We start from the raw sequence: 18,349 nt of genomic DNA on the forward strand, positions 1-18,349 counted from the left end.
CCATGACTGACGAACGCTATATGGCGCGCGCGCTGGAACTGGCGCGGCGCGGACGCTTTACCACCACACCTAACCCCAACGTCGGCTGCGTGATTGTGCGCGAGGGCGAGATTGTCGGCGAAGGCTGGCATCAGCGCGCCGGCGAACCGCATGCCGAAGTGCATGCGCTGCGTATGGCGGGCGAACGAGCTGCTGGCGCAACCGCGTATGTCACGCTGGAACCTTGTAGCCACCATGGACGCACGCCGCCGTGCTGCGATGCGCTGATTGCCGCAGGCGTGACGCGCGTGGTCGCCGCGATGCAGGATCCCAATCCGCAGGTGGCAGGACGTGGACTCTACCGTTTACAGCAGGCGGGCATCGACGTCAGTCATGGCCTGATGATGAACGAAGCGGAAGCGCTGAACCGGGGTTTTCTCAAACGTATGCGGACCGGATTCCCGTGGATCCAGCTGAAGCTCGGCGCATCCCTTGATGGCCGCACCGCCATGGCGAGTGGCGAAAGTCAGTGGATCACCTCCGCGGCCGCAAGGCGCGATGTGCAACGTTTACGCGCCCAGAGTTCAGCTATTCTTAGCACCAGCGCCACGGTGTTGGCTGACAATCCGTCGCTCACGGTACGCTGGAGAGAATTGAATGAAGAGGTGCGTGCGCAGCTCGAAGAAAGCCAGCTGCGTCAGCCGGTGCGCGTGGTGATTGACAGCCAACAGCGCGTCACGCCGCAACACCGACTGATTGACCAGCCAGGCGAAACCTGGCTGATGCGCTGCGAGCCCGATCAACACGCGTGGCCCGCCAGCGTGACCCAGATTGCGGTACCCCAGCGTGGTGAACAGCTTGATTTGGTCGCGATGATGATGTTGCTCGGCCAGCGCCAGATCAACAGCGTGTGGGTGGAAGCGGGTGCCGGATTAGCGGGTGCTTTGCTGCAAGCGGGCCTGGTGGATGAGCTGATTGTTTACATGGCGCCAAAGCTGTTAGGGAATGCCGCACGCGGCCTGTGCACGCTGCCGGGACTGGAACAGCTGGCCGATGCGCCGGCCCTGAATTTTAGCGATGTGCGCCTGGTTGGCGAGGACCTGCGCCTGACGCTGACGCCGCGCTGAAAGCGCGCGGAAAAGCCTGAGCGCGTCGCCAAAGAGTATGATAGAATCCGCCCCCTTCTGCGGGGCCATAAAACAACCCAAAGGATATGTATGAAAGTTATCGAAGCTCCTGTTGCCACGCCTGATGCAAACATTGCCATCGTAATTGCGCGTTTTAACAACTTCATTAATGACAGCCTGCTGGACGGCGCGATTGACGCACTTAAGCGCATCGGCCAGGTGAAAGCAGATAACATCACCGTTGTCTGGGTTCCAGGTGCATACGAACTGCCGCTGGCAGCACGCGCACTGGCGAAAGCCGGTAAGCACGACGCCATTGTTGCGTTGGGCACTGTCATCCGTGGCGGCACCGCACATTTCGAATATGTGGCCGGTGAAGCCAGCTCGGGCATTGCGCACGTCGCGATGACCAGCGAAATCCCGGTGACCTTCGGCGTGTTGACCACTGAAAATATCGAGCAGGCGATTGAACGCGCCGGCACGAAAGCAGGTAATAAAGGTGCCGAAGCGGCCCTGACTGCACTCGAAATGATCAACGTATTGAAAGCCATCAAAGCCTGATTTTTGTAAGGGGAATTTTGTGAAACCTGCTGCTCGTCGTCGCGCCCGTGAGTGCGCTGTCCAGGCGCTTTACTCCTGGCAGCTGTCTAAGAACGACATTGCCGATGTGGAATACCAGTTTCTGGCGGAACAAGACGTCAAAGACGTCGATATTAGCTATTTCCGCGAATTGCTGGCCGGTGTGGCGACTAACAGCGCGTACCTGGACGGTCTGATGAAGCCTTACCTGTCGCGTCAGCTGGAAGAGCTGGGCCAGGTAGAAAAAGCCATCCTGCGTATTTCGCTGTATGAGCTGAGCAAGCGTTCTGATGTGCCGTATAAAGTGGCCATCAACGAAGGCATCGAGTTGGCAAAAGTGTTTGGTGCTGAAGACAGCCACAAATTCGTCAACGGTGTGCTCGACAAAGCTGCCCCGCAAATTCGACCAAACAAAAAATAGCGTTAAAGGCCGGTTATCCGGCCTTTTTCTCATTGAGACCTGACTTATGTCTTGTGGTGAATTCGAACTGATTGCACGTTACTTTAACCGCGTCACCAGCTCCCGCCGCGATGTGGAGAAAGGAATTGGTGACGACTGCGCGTTACTTAACGTGCCAGAAAAACAGACACTTGCCATCAGCACCGACACGCTGGTTGCAGGCGTCCACTTCTTACGTGATATCCATCCCGCCGATCTCGGCTACAAAGCCGTCGCCGTTAATCTCAGCGATTTAGCCGCCATGGGCGCCGATCCGGCCTGGCTAACGCTGGCATTAACGCTGCCTGAAATTGATGAACCGTGGGTGGCGGCCTTTAGCGACAGCCTGTTTGAGCTGCTGGATTATTACGATATGCAGCTGATTGGTGGCGATACCACGCGCGGACCGCTGAGCATGACGCTCGGCATTCACGGTTTAGTGCCAGTGGGAAGGGCGCTGAAACGTTCGGGCGCGAAGCCAGGCGACTGGATCTTTGTCACCGGCACCTTGGGTGACAGCGCGGCCGGTTTATCGCTGCTGCAGCATCGCCATCGCCTGAACGATCCGGCGGTGCACGAAGCGTTGATCAAACGCCATCTGCGTCCAATGCCGCGCGTGCTGCAAGGCCAGGCGCTGCGCGGTCTGGCAACCTCGGCGATCGATATCTCTGATGGCCTGATTTCCGATCTCGGCCATGTGCTGACCGCCAGCCGCGTTGGCGCTCGCATCAATCTCGACGCGTTACCGCTTTCAGCGGCCCTGCGCGATCACTTCGAGCCTGAACTGGTGCTGAAATGGGCGTTGAGCGGCGGCGAAGATTACGAGCTGTGCTTTACCGTGCCAGAAGTGAACCGTGGCGCGATTGACGTGGCGCTCGGCCATTTTGGTGTGCCTTATACCTGTATTGGGCAGATTGCACCCGAATCGGAAGGGCTGAGTTTGCTGGAGAACGGCAAGCCGCGCAGTGTAGATGTGAAAGGGTTTGATCACTTCGGCGCGAAGTAAATTGCCCTCACCCTAACCCTCTCCCACAAGTGGGAGAGGGGACAATTAGGTAGGGACTGCTCGTTCTGCTCCAACAAGTGGGAGAAGGAACGATTAGGTGGGTACTGCAGATACTGCTCCCTCGCCCGCTTGCGGGAGAGGGCTGGGGTGAGGGGAATGGTCTACCTTACTCAAACCCCACCATCGGATGCGGTTGATATACCGTTTCCAGCTCGGCAATCTCATTCTCACTCAATTCAACATCCACCGCTTTCACCAACTCGGCGAACTGTTGCTCGCGCGAAGCGCCAATGATCGGCGCGGTGACCGCCGGTTTATGTAATAGCCACGCCAGCGCCACCTGCGCGCGCGTCACGCCTTTATCGGCGGCTACATTAGCCAGACGCTCGGCAATTGCCGCATCGTTCTCTTCGGTGCCGGTATACAGCTTCTCCATCACATTATCCGATACCGAACGTGCGGTGGTTTCGCCCCATGGACGCGTGAGTTTACCGCGCGCCAGCGGGCTCCACGGCAGCACCGCGATCCCTTCGCGCTGACACAGCGGATGCATGTCATTCTCTTCCTCACGCTGAATCAGGTTGTACTGATCCTGCATGCTGACAAAGCGCGCCCAGTTATTTTGCTTTTGCAGTTCCAGCGCCTGAGCAAACTGCGATGCGTGCATTGATGATGCGCCGATGTAACGCGCCTTGCCGGATTTCACCACTTCATGCAGCGCTTCCAGCGTCTCTTCAATCGGCGTGGCGTAATCCCAGCGGTGAATCTGCAGCAGATCGACATACTCCATACCAAGGCGCGTCAGGCTGTCATCAATCGATTGCAAGATATTCTGGCGCGACAAGCCTTGTGACAGATTACTCAGCGGAAAATAGACCTTGGTGGCGACCACAACCTGATCGCGGCGGGCAAAATCTTTCAGCGCCCGGCCCACAATCTCTTCGCTGCTGCCATCGGAATAGCTGTTAGCGGTATCGAAGAAGTTGATGCCGGCTTCCAGCGCCTGCTTGATCAACGGTCGGCTGCTCTCTTCAGGCAGCGTCCACGCGTGATTGCCGCGCGTGGGATCGCCGTAAGTCATGCAGCCTAAACAGAGACGTGAAACCTGTAAGTCGGTTTGGCCTAGGGGAATGGTTTTCATCTATTTGGGCTCCTGCTCTTATGCTTGAGGGAAATCGTTCCCTAAGCATAGCAGCAGGCTCGCTCACCGGGCGGTGAGCGAGTCGGGCAGATTACTGGGCGAGCCAGTCAGTGATTTGCTGCTGAATACCGGCGGCATCCAGCTGATAATCCTGACGTACTTCTTCCTGCGTGCCTTGTGGGATGAACTCATCCGGCAGGCCGAGGTTGAGCACTGGTACGCGCAGGCGTTTTGCCATCACGTACTCGTTGACACCGCTGCCGGCGCCGCCTTTGATGGCGCCTTCTTCCAGCGTAACCAGCGAATCGTGGCTGGCCGCCAGCTCGGCAATCAGTGCTTCATCGAGTGGCTTCACAAAACGCATATCCACCAGCGTGGCATTCAGCGCTTCCGCAGCGGCAGCGGCTTCTGGCAGCAAAGTACCGAAATTAAGGATCGCCAGCTTTTCGCCGCGACGCTTCACGATACCTTTGCCCAGCGGCAAGCTCGCCAGCGGTTCCAGCGTTGCGCCGGTACCGGTACCGCGCGGGTAACGCACCGCACTCGGGCCATCCTGATAGTGATATCCGGTATAAAGCATCAGACGACATTCGTTTTCATCGCTTGGCGTCATGATCACCATCTCTGGCACGCAGCGTAAGAACGCGATATCAAATGCGCCCTGATGAGTTTGACCATCCGCGCCGACAATACCGCCGCGATCGATAGCAAACAGCACCGGCAATTTCTGGATGGCGACATCGTGGATCAGCTGATCGTAGGCGCGCTGCAGGAAGGTCGAGTAGATCGCCACAACCGGTTTGTAACCACCAATCGCCATACCCGCCGCGAACGTTACCGCGTGCTGCTCGGCAATCGCCACATCAAAATATTGCTGCGGATAGTCGCGTGAGTAGCTCACCATGCCCGAACCTTCGCGCATCGCTGGCGTGACCGCCATCAGGCGCGGATCGTCAGCCGCCATTTCGCTCAACCAGTTGCCGAAAATCTTCGAGTAGCTTGGTAAGCCCGGCACGCTTTTCGGCAGCGCCAGGCTGGCGGGATCGAACTTCGGTACCGCATGCCAGGTAATCGGATCTTCTTCCGCCGGGGCATAACCTTTGCCCTTTTTGGTCATGATGTGCAGGAACTGCGGACCTTTCAGATCGCGCATATTCTTCAGCGTGCTCACCAGCGTCAGCACGTCGTGACCATCTACCGGGCCGATGTAGTTAAAGCCCAGCTCTTCAAACAGCGTACCCGGCACCACCATGCCTTTCAGGTGCTCTTCTGTGCGCTTCACCAGCTCTTTGATCGGCGGCAAACCGCCCAATACACGCTTGCCGCCTTCGCGCAGGCGTGAATAGGTTTTCCCGGAGAGAATCTGTGCCAGACGATTGTTGAGTGCGCCCACGTTCTCGGAGATCGACATCTCGTTGTCGTTGAGGATCACCAGCATGTCCGGCTTGATGTCACCGGCGTGGTTCATGGCTTCAAACGCCATGCCGGCGGTGATCGCGCCATCGCCAATAATACAGGCGGTGCGGCGGCCTTTGCCTTCACGTTCGGCGGCAACCGCCATGCCGAGCCCGGCGCTGATCGAGGTGGAGGAGTGACCTACGCTCAGCACGTCGTACTCACTCTCACCGCGCCACGGGAACGGATGCAGGCCATTTTTCTGGCGGATGGTGCCGATACGATCGCGGCGTCCGGTCAGAATTTTGTGCGGATAGGCCTGATGTCCCACGTCCCACACCAGATGATCAAAGGGGGTGTTATAAACATAATGCAGCGCCACTGTTAGCTCGACGACGCCCAGACCCGATGCAAAGTGGCCGGAAGATCGGCTCACGCTATCCAGCAGATACTGACGCAGTTCGTCACACAGCTCCGGAAGTTTTTCTTTCGGTAATAAACGTAATTCCTGAACCGTGTTGGCTAACGCCAGTGTCGGGTATTTTGCAATATCAAAACTCATCAGAGACTCATTATGAAAGTTATTTATCGCGTTCAATTATGAAGCTTGCCAGCGCTTGTAAGGCGAGTGTGTTGTAAGACTGTGCCGCCAGAATATCGAGAGCGCCGAGCGCCTCTTGATAAAGATCCCAGGCTTTACTGCGGGCATTTTCCAGCCCCATCAATGAAGGATAGGTGCTTTTACCCAATGCCTGATCCGCGCCCTGTGTTTTTCCTAACACGGCGGTATCGCCGACCACATCGAGGATGTCATCCTGCACCTGAAACGCCAGTCCGATGGCATTGGCGTAGGTATCCAGTAGCGGCATCGCGGCGCGACCACGATCGCCGGCGGCTAATGCGCCAAGACGTACCGCGGCGCGAATTAACGCGCCGGTTTTATGGCGGTGAATCTGTTCCAGCTGCGCCAGATCGATGCTTTTGCCTTCCGCCGCCAAATCCAGTGCCTGACCGCCGCACATGCCTGCCACGCCGCTGGCCTGCGCCAGTTCGGAAATCATCGCAATACGCGCGTCGGCGCTGACGCCGGGCATCGGCTGATCGGCCAGAATCGAAAAGGCCAAAGTTTGCAGAGCATCGCCGGCGAGAATCGCCGTGTCTTCACCATATTTAATATGGCAGGTTGGCTGCCCGCGGCGTAACGCATCGTCGTCCATCGCCGGCAGATCGTCATGAATCAGGGAATAAGCATGGATGCATTCCACGGCCGCAGCCGGCACATCGAGGCTGGCGGCATCGGCCTTTAGCATTTCGCCTGTTGCGTACACCAGAAAGGGACGCAGACGCTTACCGCCTAATAATGCCCCATACTCCATGGCATTCACCAGAGGAGAACTCTGAAAAGGAAGTGGATCTATTAAGCGCGTCAATGCCTGATTAACGCGTTGATGGTAAGCGCTCAGCAGTTTAGCAAAATCCATTACTCATTTTCCGGGGTAAAAGGGGCGAGGGCGGCATCTTTCTCATCGCTAAGCAGAATTTGCACACGCTGCTCTGCCTGCTGCAGGGTTTGCTGACCGGTACGTGCCAATTGTACGCCGCGTTCAAATTCGTTCAGCGCCTGCTCTAACGGCAGCTCGCCACTTTCCAGGCGGCTAACAATCTGTTCCAGCTGCTCTAATGCGCTTTCAAAACTGGCAGGCGCTTCGGCTTTTTTCGGCATAATCAGTGTCGACTCACAGGTTAGGAGATCATCTTGCAATCGGTCATGGTAGCTGACGAGGATTAATTAGCAAAATAATGAATGTGATGAAGGTTGCTTAAAGCAGTCACCCGGCAAAGGTGATATACTTTTGCGCCTCGGATGCGGGGGCTCCTGAATTAACCCGCAATTATATGATTTTAACAGTTAAGTGCCGATGCTTTTAGCACTTATTTGTCCAAACGAACCCCTGTCGCCATGAAGTTTATCGTCAAGCTGTTTCCAGAAATCACCATCAAAAGTCAGTCGGTGCGTCTGCGCTTTATCAAAATTCTCTCCAGTAGCATTCGTAATATTCTGCGCACCGTGGATGAAGAGATCAAAGTCGTGCGCCATTGGGACCACATTGAAGTGCGTTCTAAGAATGAGTCGCTGCGCGAGACCCTTGTCACCGAACTGACGCGCATTCCGGGCATTCACCATGTGCTGGCGGTGGAAGATCGCGCCTACACCGATATGCACGACATTTTCGAGCAGACGCTGGTGCTGAACCGCGAGCGTCTGGAAGGCAAAAGCTTCTGCGTGCGCGTCAAGCGCCGCGGCAAGCACAGCTTCAGCTCGCAGGACGTGGAACGCTACGTTGGCGGCGGCCTTAACCAACACATCGCCAGCGCGCGCGTGCAGCTCAATCGTCCGGAAGAAACGGTGAATCTGGAGATCGACGACGATCGTCTGTTGCTGATCACCGCACGCTATGAAGGCTTAGGCGGATTCCCGATTGGTACCCAGGAAGATGTTCTGTCACTGATTTCCGGCGGTTTTGATTCTGGCGTGTCGAGCTACATGCTGATGCGTCGCGGCTGCCGCGTGCATTACTGCTTCTTCAACCTTGGCGGTGCGGCACACGAGATTGGCGTGCGCCAGGTTGCACATTACCTGTGGCAGCGCTTTGGTCGCTCACACCGCGTACGCTTCGTAGCGATCAACTTCGAGCCGGTAGTCGGTGAGATTCTTGAGAAAGTGGACGACGGCCAAATGGGCGTGGTGCTGAAGCGTATGATGGTGCGTGCGGCGTCAATGGTGGCGGAACGTTACGGCGTGCAGGCGCTGGTGACCGGCGAAGCGCTGGGCCAGGTTTCCAGCCAGACGCTGACCAACCTGCGTTTGATCGATAACGCCTCCGATACGCTGATTCTTCGTCCGCTGATCTCCCATGACAAAGAGCACATCATTGATGTGGCGCGTAAGATCGGCACCGAAGATTTTGCCCGCACCATGCCAGAATATTGCGGCGTGATTTCGAAAAGCCCAACCGTTAAAGCGGTGAAGGGCAAGATCGAAGCGGAAGAGCAAAACTTCGATTTCGAGATCCTCAATCGCGTGGTGCAGGAAGCCAGCAACGTCGATATCCGTGAAATCGCCGAGCAGACGGAAGAAGAAGTGGTGGAAGTTGAAACCGTTGACTCCTTCATCAGCAACGACGTGGTGCTGGATATCCGTTCGGCCGATGAGCAGGAGGCGAATCCGCTGATCGTCGAAGGCGTTGAAGTAAAAACTCTGGCGTTCTACAAACTCAGCACCCAGTTTGGCGACCTGGACCAGAGTAAAACCTGGCTGCTGTATTGCGATCGCGGTGTGATGAGTCGCCTGCAGGCGCTCTATCTGCATGAGCAGGGCTTCAAAAACGTGAAGGTTTATCGTCCATAAGCGATAAACCGTAGCGGCGCGATGAATCACGCGTATTTCATGCGGCATCAGTGTTGCAGTGAAATGCGCAATTAATCGCGCCGCTACAATCATGTGCAGTCTGTTGTAACAACGTTACCGCTCTTCAAACTCCTGATAATTATAAATCCCTGCCGCCAGTACCAGCTGTGAAGCCACTTCACGCGCGGTCTCTTTATCCACCAGCAAATCAATCAGCTTCAACGCAAAATCCATTGCGGTGCCCGGTCCCTGGCTGGTCAGCAGATTAACGCGCGGATCCCACACCACGCGGCGCTCCATCCATTTGCTGTCGGGAATGGTGTCACGCAGGCCGGGAAAACCGGTCATATTGCCGACGGGAAACAGATCGTGCGCGACCAAAACCGTGCCCGGCGCGGCACAAATCGCTGCCACAATCTTGCTGGAGAGATGGAACTGGCGCACGGTTTCCACCAGCAGCGGGCTGTCGCGGAAGGTCTCCGCGCCTTTCAAACCGCCGGGCAGCACAATCGCGTCGTAGTCGTTATCCGCCACCTCAACCAAAGGCGCATCCGCCAGCAGCCGCACGCCGCGCGAACAGACGATCTCACGCGTGCCATCGCTCTCCACGCTGGCGGTGGTGACGCTTAAACCGCCGCGTACCAGCAAATCGATCGTGGTGACCGCTTCGGTCTCTTCACTTCCATGTGCCAGGCAAACCAGAACCGATGCGTTCGCGCTCATAGTGGGACTCCTTACGTTTAATCAGATCGTACAAACGGGTGTTTTCCGGCAGTGAAATGCCCTGCGCGCGGGCGCGACGCAACAGGTAGCCGGTGATGTAATCAATTTCGGTCAGACGCTGCGCACGCACATCCTGCAACATTGATGAGGTATTGGCGGCGGTGCTCTCGATCACGTCGTAAATGATGTCGCGCAGATTATCCACCGCCATGTGCTGGCCTTCGCGCTCCATCACCCAGGCGATCTCTTCGCACAGCAGCGCGACTTGTTCCGGCCAGGCGCGCAGCGCCCCGTTCTGGCAATCGTGCTCAACGGTCATCGGATTGATCACGCAGTTGATTGCCAGCTTGCGCCAGCTGGCGGCGGCGATGTTGTCATGCCAGGCCACATCCGGCAGCGCCTGATGCAGAATATCGGCGATATCGCTCAGTGCGGCGCTCTCACGATTAGCAGGGCCGATATGGGTGATGCCGTGCGCAATATGCTTAATCACCGTGCCGTCGCGCATTGCCGCGTGCGTGGTGATGCCGCGCAACAGCGGCTGACGCAAATCTTTCAGCTCTTCCAACGTTCCCATGCCGTTATGCAGCAGCAGAATTGGCGCGTGCGTCGGCAGCACGCTTTGCAGATTTTTCACCGCAGGGGAAACCTGGGGCGCTTTGAGCGTCACCAGTAACAGCTGGCTTTCGGCGAGGAACAGCGGATCATTGGCAATAAAGGTGTGATTGCTCACCTCGCCTTGCGGATCGACTACGTTGGCTGAGCAATAGGGCTGCGGTACACGTAACCAGCCCTGCACCTCATGTCCCTGACGGGCGAGAGCGGCGAGCCAAATTTGACCTAAGGCGCCACACCCCAACACGGTAATTTTCATTTTGCCTCCCGTGGGCGGGTTCCTGTTTTCACGTTACGGGTAAGTATAGCTTTCCGCGTATCGTGTTTTATTAGCGCCACAAGACGCGTATTATGCATGTCACTTTAGTATCAGGAGAAGAAAAGATGCCATCTTTCGATATCGTTTCCGAAGTCGAATTGTCGGAAGTGCGAAATGCCGTGGAGAATGCGAACCGCGAGATCTCAACTCGTTTCGATTTCCGTAACGTGAGTGCAACCATTGAGCTCAACGAAAAGAACGAGACCATCAAACTCAGCAGCGAATCTGATTTCCAGGTCAAACAGCTGGTGGATATTCTGCGCGAAAAGCTGCTGAAGCGTGGCATTGAAGGCGCGGCGATTGAAGTGCCAGAAGAGATCGTGCACAGCGGTAAAAGCTGGTCGGTGGAAGCCAAGCTGAAGAAAGGTATCGAAAGCGATATCGCGAAAAAGCTGGTGAAGCTGATTAAAGACAGCAAGCTGAAAGTGCAGACGCAGATTCAGGGTGAAGAACTGCGCGTAACCGGTAAGTCACGCGACGACCTGCAAGGTGCGATGGCGCTGGTGCGCGGTGGCAACCTCGGACAGCCTTTCCAGTTCAAAAACTTCCGCGACTAATCGCGTTTGTCGCGCGCCGCACGACGATAAAGCGTGCTGCGCGCGACGCCTAAGGCTTCCGCCGTTTTACTGATATTACCATTGAAGCGCTGCAGCGTTTCGCTGATCAACCGCCTATCATGACTCTGCCGATTGGACTGTGGCTGCACCGCCGCACGCCGATACTCAGCCGGTAAATGGACCTCTGTCACTTCTTCACCTTCATCCGCCAGTGCCAACAGCACGCGTAACAAGCTGCGCAATTGCCGCACGTTACCCGGCCACGGCAGCTGCGCCAGAGCCGTCAACAGCGCAGGTGAGAGCTGAATATCGCGATCCGCGCCGCCCAGCTCCAGCCATAATCGACGGATAAAACCTTCCACATCCGGCCAGGCGCGCAGCGGCGGAATGGTCATCGAGAATTCCTGCAGGCGATAGAGCAAATCTTCGCGGAATTCGCCTTCGGCCACGCGCTGTGCCAAATCGCGGTGCGTGGCGCTGATCACCGCGAAATTCACCGGCCAGCTGCGGCTGGATCCGAGCGGCGCCACCTCTTTCTCCTGCAACACGCGTAGCAAGCGGGTTTGTAGTGCCAGCGGCATATCGCCAATTTCATCAAGGAACAGCACGCCGCCATCCGCTTCACGGATTTTGCCGATGTAACCATTCTTGCTCGCGCCGGTGAACGCGCCGGGTTGATAGCCAAACAGCTCAGATTCAATCAGCGCTTCGGGGATGGCCGCGCAGTTAATGGCAACGAATTTGCCTTCGCGCCAGCGGCTTTGCTGATGCAGAGCGCGGCTGACATACTCTTTGCCGCTGCCGGTTTCGCCGTGAATGCACAGTGAAACGCCGGCATTGAGCAGTCGCACCATCTTCTCGCCATCGCGCCCCAGTGAGAAAGGCAGCTCGCTGGCGGGTTCGCTCGGCGTGGCAAAATGGCTGCGCTGCGGCGCTCGCAGGCGAAAATAGTAGCGCTGCGTGGCGTAATCGAGCGGAGCGGGAATGCTGTTGGCGTGCTGCTGCTGTTGCGGAAACAGTTGTTGAAAGGTCACGCTGCCGAGTTGCCCGACGCTCAGCGCCAGCTCGCGCATCGCCAGCCTGTTGGCGGCGGTCAGGACGTTATCCGAGAACACCAGCAGCAGTTCATCGCTGGTATCGATGCCCTGCGGCTGCAGATGCAGGCTCATCAACCATTGCTGCGGATGCAGGCTCTGCTTCACCCACAGATATTCGATCTGTTTCGCCGCCGCTTTCACCCAGCTAAAAGTCTGCGGATGCGGGAAGTGCGCCGGGCCGGAAATATCCAGCACGCCAGCAATCTGACCGTTGGGCATTTGCAGCGGCATCGCCGCACAGTACAAACCTTGATTGAGCGTCAGGAAGTGCTGATGACCTTGAATCTCGCAGCCATCATCAATCGCCAGCGCGGTGCCAATCGCATTGGTGCCGCGCCCGCATTCACTCCACAAATTGCCTGGCGCCAGCGCATAACGTTGGGCTTTTTCCATCGAAGGCATATCGCCAAAGGTATTGAGTACCAAACCGGTGGCATCCGACAGAATCACCACCGATTGCTTCTCGGCCAGTTTCTGCGCCAGCTGTTTGATCACCGGCTGCGCGAACTGCTGCAGCCCGGCATTGCTGGCAAGCACATCGGCCAGTTCACCCTGGCGAACACGCGGAAAATCATCGGCGGTGCGATCGAGGCCATACAGCTGGCTACGGAACCAGGAGTCGCTTAACAGCGGATTGGCGTTAACGGCAGACGCGGATGGATTTCCCTGCATTGATGACCTCATGCCCAAGCGAAAGTGTTGCGACATTGTAGCGGGTCGGTTTCTGTACTGTTGCGATACGCAACACAGATGGTGAACTTTTCTGCACAACATAGCCAGGTCATGTTGTGCGTCGGCTCTTAACTTAATGATCATATTGGTTTTTTAACAAAACATCCTCTGATGAAAAAAGCTGGCACGCCCGCTGCAATAGCTCCTCTGACAGCACGTTCTCTGTAAGGCGACTGAGCCTTCAGATTATCTGACCCTACATAAAGGAGTTTGCGATGCGTTATGCACATCCCGGTACGCCCGGCGCTTTGGTTTCATTCCAGGCGATTTACGGCAACTACATTGCGGGCAAATTCGTCGAGCCGCTCAGCGGCCAATACTTCACTAACACCTCGCCAGTGAATGGCAGCGATATCGCGCAGTTCCCGCGTTCGGATGCGCGCGATATCGATTTAGCGCTGGATGCGGCGCATCAGGCGGCTGATGCCTGGGGAAAAACCAGCGTGCAGCATCGCGCCAACATCCTGTTGCAGGTGGCGGATCGCATTGAGGCCAATCTCGAAAAACTGGCGGTAGCGGAGAGCTGGGATAACGGTAAACCGATTCGCGAAACCCTGAACGCCGATCTTCCGCTGGCGGTGGATCACTTCCGTTACTTCGCCGGTTGCCTGCGTGCGCAAGAGGGCAGCACCGCGGAGATCGATGAAACCACCGTGGCATATCACTTTCATGAACCGCTCGGCGTGGTTGGGCAAATCATTCCGTGGAACTTCCCGCTGTTAATGGCGGCGTGGAAACTGGCGCCAGCGCTGGCGGCGGGCAACTGTGTCGTGCTGAAACCGGCGGAACAGACGCCGCTCGGTATTACGCTGCTGATGGAGGTGATTGGCGATCTGTTCCCGGCTGGCGTGTTGAATGTGGTGCAGGGCTTTGGTCGTGAAGCGGGTGAAGCGCTGGCGACCAGCAAACGCATCGCCAAAATCGCCTTTACCGGTTCAACGCCGGTGGGGCGCCACATTATGGCCTGCGCTGCTGAAAACATCATTCCCTGCACCGTCGAGCTGGGCGGCAAGTCGCCGAATATCTACTTCGCTGATGTGATGGATGGTGAGGACGAGTTTATTGAGAAGGCGGTGGAAGGGTTAGTACTCGGTTTCTTCAATCAGGGGGAAGTCTGTACCTGTCCATCGCGCGCCTTGATTCATGAATCGATCTATCAACCCTTTATGGATCGCGTGATGGCCAAGGTGGCGAACATCCGTCGCGGCGATCCGCTCGATAGCGACACCATGATTGGTGCACAGGCTTCACGCCAGCAATTCGATAAAATCCTGTCGTATATCAACATCGCACGCGACGAAGGCGGGCAAATTCTCACCGGTGGCGATCGCGCCAGCATGGCCACCGAGCTGAATGATGGATTCTACATTCAGCCGACCTTAATCAAAGGAACCAACCAGATGCGCTGTTTCCAGGAGGAGATTTTTGGGCCGGTGATTGGTGTTACCACCTTTAAGGATGAGGCAGAAGCGCTCGCCATCGCCAACGAAACCCAGTTCGGTCTTGGTGCGGGCGTGTGGACGCGCGATACCAATCTGGCTTATCGCATGGGACGCGGCATCAAAGCCGGGCGCGTCTGGACCAACTGTTATCACATCTATCCCGCTCACGCGGCATTCGGCGGTTACAAGCAGTCGGGTGTAGGCCGTGAGACGCACAAAATGGCGCTCAGCGCCTATCAACAAACCAAAAATCTGCTGGTTAGCTATGGCACCGCGCCTTTGGGCCTGTTCTAAGTCCGCATCCGTTCAAATGGAGAGTGAAAGATGAATATGCAAATCAAAACCACCATGAAAGCCGCGGTTGTGAAGGCATTTGGTGAACCGTTAGTGATTGAGCAGGTGCCGGTGCCGCAGGTCGGGCCGGGGCAGATTTTAGTGAAAATTGCGGCTACCGGCGTGTGCCATACCGATCTTCACGCGGCCGAAGGCGACTGGCCGATTAAACCCAATCCGCCGTTTATTCCGGGCCACGAAGGTGTGGGCCAGGTTGTGGCGCTCGGCGAGGGCGTTAAGCACCTGAAAATGGGCGATCGCGTCGGTGTGCCATGGCTCTATTCGGCGTGCGGTCACTGCGAACACTGTCTCGATAGCTGGGAAACGCTGTGTCTGTCGCAGCAAAATGCCGGTTACTCAGTGAATGGCAGCTTCGCGGAATACTGCCTCGCCGATGCCAACTATGTCGGCATCATTCCGGATAACGTCGATTACAACGAAATCGCGCCGATCCTCTGTGCCGGCGTCACCGTGTATAAAGGGCTGAAAATGACCGACACCAAACCCGGCGATTGGGTGGTGATTTCCGGTATCGGCGGTTTAGGACATATGGCGGTGCAGTACGCGGTTGCCATGGGTCTGAACGTGGCGGCGGTGGATATTGATGATGAGAAACTGGCGTTCGCTAAACGTCTCGGTGCCAGCGTGGTGGCGAATGCGAAAAATGTCGATCCGGCCAAGGTGTTCCAGGAGAGTTTTGGCGGTGCGCATGGCGTGCTGGTCACGGCGGTTTCACCAAAAGCGTTCGAACAGGCGATTGGTACGCTGCGTCGTGGCGGCACCATGGTGCTGAACGGATTGCCGCCGGGCAAATTCGATCTGTCGATTTTCGATATGGTGTTGGACGGCATTACGGTGCGCGGTTCCATCGTCGGGACGCGCAAAGATCTGCAGGAAGCGCTGGATTTCGCCGGTCGTCACAAGGTGAAAGCCACCGTAGCGGTAGAACCGCTGACTAACATCAACGATATCTTCGCGCGGATGCACGCTGGCAAGATTGAAGGGCGCATCGTGGTGGATATGTCGCTGTAACAAAAAGCCCGACGCGATGGTCGGGCTGGTCATTTAGCAGCTGGCGAGCAGCGCTTCGAGTTCGACGCGGCTCGTCACTTTACTGTCGATTTTGATGTAAGCACTTTTCTCTTCTGGCACGATAAACACCGACGCCACGCCGGGCTGCGCTTTCAAACGCTTCTCCAGATTCGGCACCGCCAGCACCGCATCGCTGAGCATAATGCGCAGGCTGCTGACGTAAGGCGGTTCCTGCATCGACATCGCCACAAACAGCCAGGCAGCTGCGACAATCGCACCGACCAGGAACACGGTTTGGGCATCAACATGACCATAGATCCATCCGCCCATGCTGCCGCCAATCGCCACACCAATGAACTGGCTGGTGGAGTAGATGCCCATCGCGGTGCCTTTGTAGCCCGGCGGCGACTCTTTGCTGATCAGCGATGGCAGAATCGCTTCCATCAGGTTGAAGGCGAGGAAGAATAGCTGCACACCAATCACCAGCGTCCAGAAGTGGCCTGCCGCGCCCCACAATACGATTTCTGCAATGATGATGATCGCCACGCAGCCGACAAACACGCGCTTCATGCGGCGCTTCACTTCGGCATAGATAATGAAAGGCACCACGGCAACAAAGGCCACCAACATCGTCACCAGATAGACTTTCCAGTGCTCGGCCGCCGGTAAACCGGCTTGTTCAAACTGTCCCGGCAGCGCCACGAAGCTCGACATCAGCAGAATGTGCAGGCAGAGAATGCCGATATTCAGTTTTAACAGTTTTGGATTGGTCAACACCGCGCGGATACTGCCTTTCACCATGCCGGATTCGCGGTTCAATACGTGGTTTGGTGCGTTCGGCACCACTAATAAGGTGATGACGATGCCCAGCGTCGCGAGGATGGCGATCATCCAGAACAGCGCGTGCAAGCCGAGTGCGTGGGTGACAATCGGGCCAACTACCATCGCAATAGCAAAAGTGACGCCAAAGCTGATGCCGATAAACGCCATCGCCTTGGTGCGGTTTTGTTCACGGGTTAAATCTGACAGCAACGCCATTACCGCAGCGGCAATCGCGCCGGAGCCTTGTAACGCGCGGCCTAAAATCACGCCCCAAATGGTGTCGGAGGTGGCGGCGATGACGCTGCCGAAAACGAACAGCAGCAGCCCGCCAACGATCAGCGGCTTTCGGCCGACGCGATCGGAGAGCAGACCAAAAGGAATCTGGAAGATGGCTTGTGCCAAACCATAGATACCGATTGCGAACCCAATCAGTGTTTCACTGGCGCCCTGTAACGCCATGCCGTACGTGGTGAGTACCGGCAAGACCATAAACATTCCCAGCATGCGCAGGGAAAAAACGGTACCTAAACCCCATGTAGCACGAAGCTCTACTGGCGTCATTTTATTGTCGTTCATGTTTACCTCAAAATTATACTGCGCCCATTTTAGGCAGCAGGGCAGGGCGGGTAAAACATTTGTTCTTAAGCAGTGGTAACAAAAAGAAAGGGCGCGAAATTCGCGCCCTTTCTGGTTTTGCGGAGCTGAATTACCAGACGTAAGTCAGTAAATCTTTCGACGCTGGCGTCATGAAATCAACGGACATCATCACGCTCAGAGCGGTGATAGCGACAATCGAGAACACAAACAGTTTACGCGCCCAAACTTTATCGTTTGAGGTTTTGTAACCTGAAAGCGCCATGCCGAGCCACCACACGCTAACGGCCGCAGCCACCACCAGATATTTGTAGCCCGCGTAACCGCCAAGGGTCAGCATCAGCGTGGCAATCATGAACGCCAGGATATATAGCGTAATATGATTTTTTGCCACCGAAATGCCTTTCACCACTGGCAGAACCGGGATGTTGGCAGCCTGGTAATCTTTAAAGCGGAAGATGGCAATCGCATAGGAGTGCGGCATCTGCCACAGGCTAAAGATAGCCAGTAAAATCAACGCGCCAGCATCAAACTGGTTGGTCACTGCGCAGTAGCCAATCACCGGCGGCGCAGCGCCAGAGAGACTACCAATCAGCGTACCGTAGACAGAGTTACGCTTCATATAGAGGCTATAAACGCCTACGTAAACCACGAAGCCCATCACCGCCAGCCACATGGCCAGCGGGTTAGCGCCGAAATACAGCAACGCAAAGCCAGCAATACCCAATGCGGTTGCATAAACCAGGCTTACTTTCGCCGAGATCAGGCCTTTGACCAGAACACGGTTCCGCGTTCTCTCCATTTTGATGTCGATATCGCGGTCAATCACGTTGTTGAAAACACAACCTGATGCGACAACCAGCGATACGCCAACCAGCGAGGCGAGAAACAGGGTGTAATCAATGCTGCCTTTCGAAGCCAGCAGGAATCCACCGATCACAGAAATTAAATTGCCGAAAATAATTCCTGGTTTTGTTACTTGCAGGTATTGCTTAATCATTACGCGAC

Annotated in this window: 17 protein-coding genes; 8 read left to right on the top strand and 9 right to left on the bottom strand. The window is 56.3% G+C overall.

Features of this window, described 5'->3' with window-relative positions:
- Positions 1-2: 2 nt before the first annotated feature.
- The 4 genes from ribD to thiL all read left to right on the top strand — a co-directional run bounded on the left by ribD (position 3) and on the right by thiL (position 3,130).
- The gene (ribD, locus tag P6287_RS04815) at positions 3-1,106 is read left to right on the top strand and encodes a bifunctional diaminohydroxyphosphoribosylaminopyrimidine deaminase/5-amino-6-(5-phosphoribosylamino)uracil reductase RibD (protein WP_277974591.1); all 1,104 of its coding nucleotides are present in this window, start codon (positions 3-5) and stop codon (positions 1,104-1,106) included.
- 90 nt (positions 1,107-1,196) lie between these two features.
- Positions 1,197-1,667: a 6,7-dimethyl-8-ribityllumazine synthase gene (gene ribE, locus P6287_RS04820; RefSeq protein ID WP_007887008.1), complete on the top strand. Its 471-nt coding sequence runs from the start codon at positions 1,197-1,199 to the stop codon at positions 1,665-1,667.
- A 19-nt stretch (positions 1,668-1,686) separates the two neighbouring features.
- Positions 1,687-2,106: a transcription antitermination factor NusB gene (nusB, locus tag P6287_RS04825; protein ID WP_007887007.1), complete on the top strand. Its 420-nt coding sequence runs from the start codon at positions 1,687-1,689 to the stop codon at positions 2,104-2,106.
- Positions 2,107-2,152: 46 nt separating this feature from the next.
- Positions 2,153-3,130: a thiamine-phosphate kinase gene (thiL, locus tag P6287_RS04830; RefSeq protein ID WP_101762440.1), complete on the top strand. Its 978-nt coding sequence runs from the start codon at positions 2,153-2,155 to the stop codon at positions 3,128-3,130.
- A 166-nt stretch (positions 3,131-3,296) separates the two neighbouring features.
- Here the strand turns inward: thiL and P6287_RS04835 are convergent, their stop codons facing one another.
- The 4 genes from P6287_RS04835 to xseB all read right to left on the bottom strand — a co-directional run bounded on the left by P6287_RS04835 (position 3,297) and on the right by xseB (position 7,389).
- Positions 3,297-4,271 (bottom strand): aldo/keto reductase, encoded by a 975-nt coding sequence (locus P6287_RS04835; RefSeq protein WP_192414018.1) that lies wholly within the window; start codon positions 4,269-4,271, stop codon positions 3,297-3,299.
- Positions 4,272-4,362: 91 nt separating this feature from the next.
- Positions 4,363-6,228, bottom strand: a complete 1,866-nt coding sequence (gene dxs / locus P6287_RS04840) for a 1-deoxy-D-xylulose-5-phosphate synthase (protein WP_101762438.1) — start codon at positions 6,226-6,228, stop codon at positions 4,363-4,365.
- 19 nt (positions 6,229-6,247) lie between these two features.
- Positions 6,248-7,147: a (2E,6E)-farnesyl diphosphate synthase gene (gene ispA / locus P6287_RS04845; RefSeq protein ID WP_101762437.1), complete on the bottom strand. Its 900-nt coding sequence runs from the start codon at positions 7,145-7,147 to the stop codon at positions 6,248-6,250.
- Entirely contained in the window at positions 7,147-7,389 is a 243-nt protein-coding gene (gene xseB, locus P6287_RS04850) for an exodeoxyribonuclease VII small subunit (protein ID WP_101762436.1), read from the bottom strand. The genes ispA and xseB overlap by 1 nt, the downstream gene beginning before the upstream one ends.
- 237 nt (positions 7,390-7,626) lie before the next feature.
- Between xseB and thiI the strand changes: the two genes are divergently transcribed.
- Complete coding sequence (gene thiI / locus P6287_RS04855) at positions 7,627-9,075, top strand: tRNA uracil 4-sulfurtransferase ThiI (protein ID WP_277974592.1); 1,449 nt, start codon at positions 7,627-7,629, stop codon at positions 9,073-9,075.
- A 114-nt stretch (positions 9,076-9,189) separates the two neighbouring features.
- On the opposite strand, the gene yajL is transcribed toward thiI, so the two are convergent.
- Positions 9,190-9,798, bottom strand: coding sequence for a protein deglycase YajL (gene yajL / locus P6287_RS04860; RefSeq protein ID WP_192236713.1), 609 nt, complete (start codon positions 9,796-9,798; stop codon positions 9,190-9,192).
- A complete protein-coding gene (panE, locus tag P6287_RS04865) occupies positions 9,752-10,672 on the bottom strand; it encodes a 2-dehydropantoate 2-reductase (protein ID WP_137385267.1) in 921 nt (306 codons plus the stop codon). The genes yajL and panE overlap by 47 nt, the downstream gene beginning before the upstream one ends.
- Before the next feature lie 125 nt (positions 10,673-10,797).
- Here panE and P6287_RS04870 point away from each other — a divergent pair, with 125 nt between their 5' ends.
- Positions 10,798-11,289, top strand: a complete 492-nt coding sequence (locus P6287_RS04870) for a YajQ family cyclic di-GMP-binding protein (protein ID WP_101762432.1) — start codon at positions 10,798-10,800, stop codon at positions 11,287-11,289.
- On the opposite strand, the gene P6287_RS04875 is transcribed toward P6287_RS04870, so the two are convergent.
- A complete protein-coding gene (locus tag P6287_RS04875; protein WP_277974593.1) occupies positions 11,286-13,058 on the bottom strand; it encodes a sigma-54-dependent Fis family transcriptional regulator in 1,773 nt (590 codons plus the stop codon). The genes P6287_RS04870 and P6287_RS04875 overlap by 4 nt on opposite strands.
- Before the next feature lie 275 nt (positions 13,059-13,333).
- Here P6287_RS04875 and P6287_RS04880 point away from each other — a divergent pair, with 275 nt between their 5' ends.
- Both P6287_RS04880 and adhP read left to right on the top strand, forming a co-directional pair.
- Entirely contained in the window at positions 13,334-14,854 is a 1,521-nt protein-coding gene (locus P6287_RS04880) for an aldehyde dehydrogenase family protein (RefSeq protein ID WP_110867746.1), read from the top strand.
- Positions 14,855-14,890: 36 nt separating this feature from the next.
- The gene (gene adhP, locus P6287_RS04885) at positions 14,891-15,925 is read left to right on the top strand and encodes an alcohol dehydrogenase AdhP (RefSeq protein WP_192236781.1); all 1,035 of its coding nucleotides are present in this window, start codon (positions 14,891-14,893) and stop codon (positions 15,923-15,925) included.
- Between the two features lie 33 nt (positions 15,926-15,958).
- On the opposite strand, the gene P6287_RS04890 is transcribed toward adhP, so the two are convergent.
- Complete coding sequence (locus P6287_RS04890; RefSeq protein ID WP_192236709.1) at positions 15,959-17,323, bottom strand: MFS transporter; 1,365 nt, start codon at positions 17,321-17,323, stop codon at positions 15,959-15,961.
- 130 nt (positions 17,324-17,453) lie between these two features.
- A complete protein-coding gene (gene cyoE, locus P6287_RS04895) occupies positions 17,454-18,341 on the bottom strand; it encodes a heme o synthase (protein ID WP_008103945.1) in 888 nt (295 codons plus the stop codon).
- Between the last annotated feature and the right edge of the window lie 8 nt (positions 18,342-18,349).

The organism is Pantoea sp. X85, from assembly GCF_029623675.1.
GTDB classification, from domain to species: domain Bacteria; phylum Pseudomonadota; class Gammaproteobacteria; order Enterobacterales; family Enterobacteriaceae; genus Pantoea; species Pantoea leporis.

What these genes read in the sequence shown, in the direction of transcription:
- cyoE (WP_008103945.1), bottom strand. Translation starts at nt 18,341, where the DNA reads ATGATTAAGCAATACCTGCAAGTAACAAAACCAGGAATTATTTTCGGC.
- P6287_RS04870 (WP_101762432.1), top strand. Translation starts at nt 10,798, where the DNA reads ATGCCATCTTTCGATATCGTTTCCGAAGTCGAATTGTCGGAAGTGCGA.
- ribE (WP_007887008.1), top strand. Translation starts at nt 1,197, where the DNA reads ATGAAAGTTATCGAAGCTCCTGTTGCCACGCCTGATGCAAACATTGCC.
- yajL (WP_192236713.1), bottom strand. Translation starts at nt 9,798, where the DNA reads ATGAGCGCGAACGCATCGGTTCTGGTTTGCCTGGCACATGGAAGTGAA.
- P6287_RS04875 (WP_277974593.1), bottom strand. Translation starts at nt 13,058, where the DNA reads ATGCAGGGAAATCCATCCGCGTCTGCCGTTAACGCCAATCCGCTGTTA.
- P6287_RS04835 (WP_192414018.1), bottom strand. Translation starts at nt 4,271, where the DNA reads ATGAAAACCATTCCCCTAGGCCAAACCGACTTACAGGTTTCACGTCTC.
- ispA (WP_101762437.1), bottom strand. Translation starts at nt 7,147, where the DNA reads ATGGATTTTGCTAAACTGCTGAGCGCTTACCATCAACGCGTTAATCAG.
- panE (WP_137385267.1), bottom strand. Translation starts at nt 10,672, where the DNA reads ATGAAAATTACCGTGTTGGGGTGTGGCGCCTTAGGTCAAATTTGGCTC.
- P6287_RS04880 (WP_110867746.1), top strand. Translation starts at nt 13,334, where the DNA reads ATGCGTTATGCACATCCCGGTACGCCCGGCGCTTTGGTTTCATTCCAG.
- ribD (WP_277974591.1), top strand. Translation starts at nt 3, where the DNA reads ATGACTGACGAACGCTATATGGCGCGCGCGCTGGAACTGGCGCGGCGC.
- adhP (WP_192236781.1), top strand. Translation starts at nt 14,891, where the DNA reads ATGCAAATCAAAACCACCATGAAAGCCGCGGTTGTGAAGGCATTTGGT.
- xseB (WP_101762436.1), bottom strand. Translation starts at nt 7,389, where the DNA reads ATGCCGAAAAAAGCCGAAGCGCCTGCCAGTTTTGAAAGCGCATTAGAG.
- dxs (WP_101762438.1), bottom strand. Translation starts at nt 6,228, where the DNA reads ATGAGTTTTGATATTGCAAAATACCCGACACTGGCGTTAGCCAACACG.
- thiL (WP_101762440.1), top strand. Translation starts at nt 2,153, where the DNA reads ATGTCTTGTGGTGAATTCGAACTGATTGCACGTTACTTTAACCGCGTC.
- P6287_RS04890 (WP_192236709.1), bottom strand. Translation starts at nt 17,323, where the DNA reads ATGAACGACAATAAAATGACGCCAGTAGAGCTTCGTGCTACATGGGGT.
- thiI (WP_277974592.1), top strand. Translation starts at nt 7,627, where the DNA reads ATGAAGTTTATCGTCAAGCTGTTTCCAGAAATCACCATCAAAAGTCAG.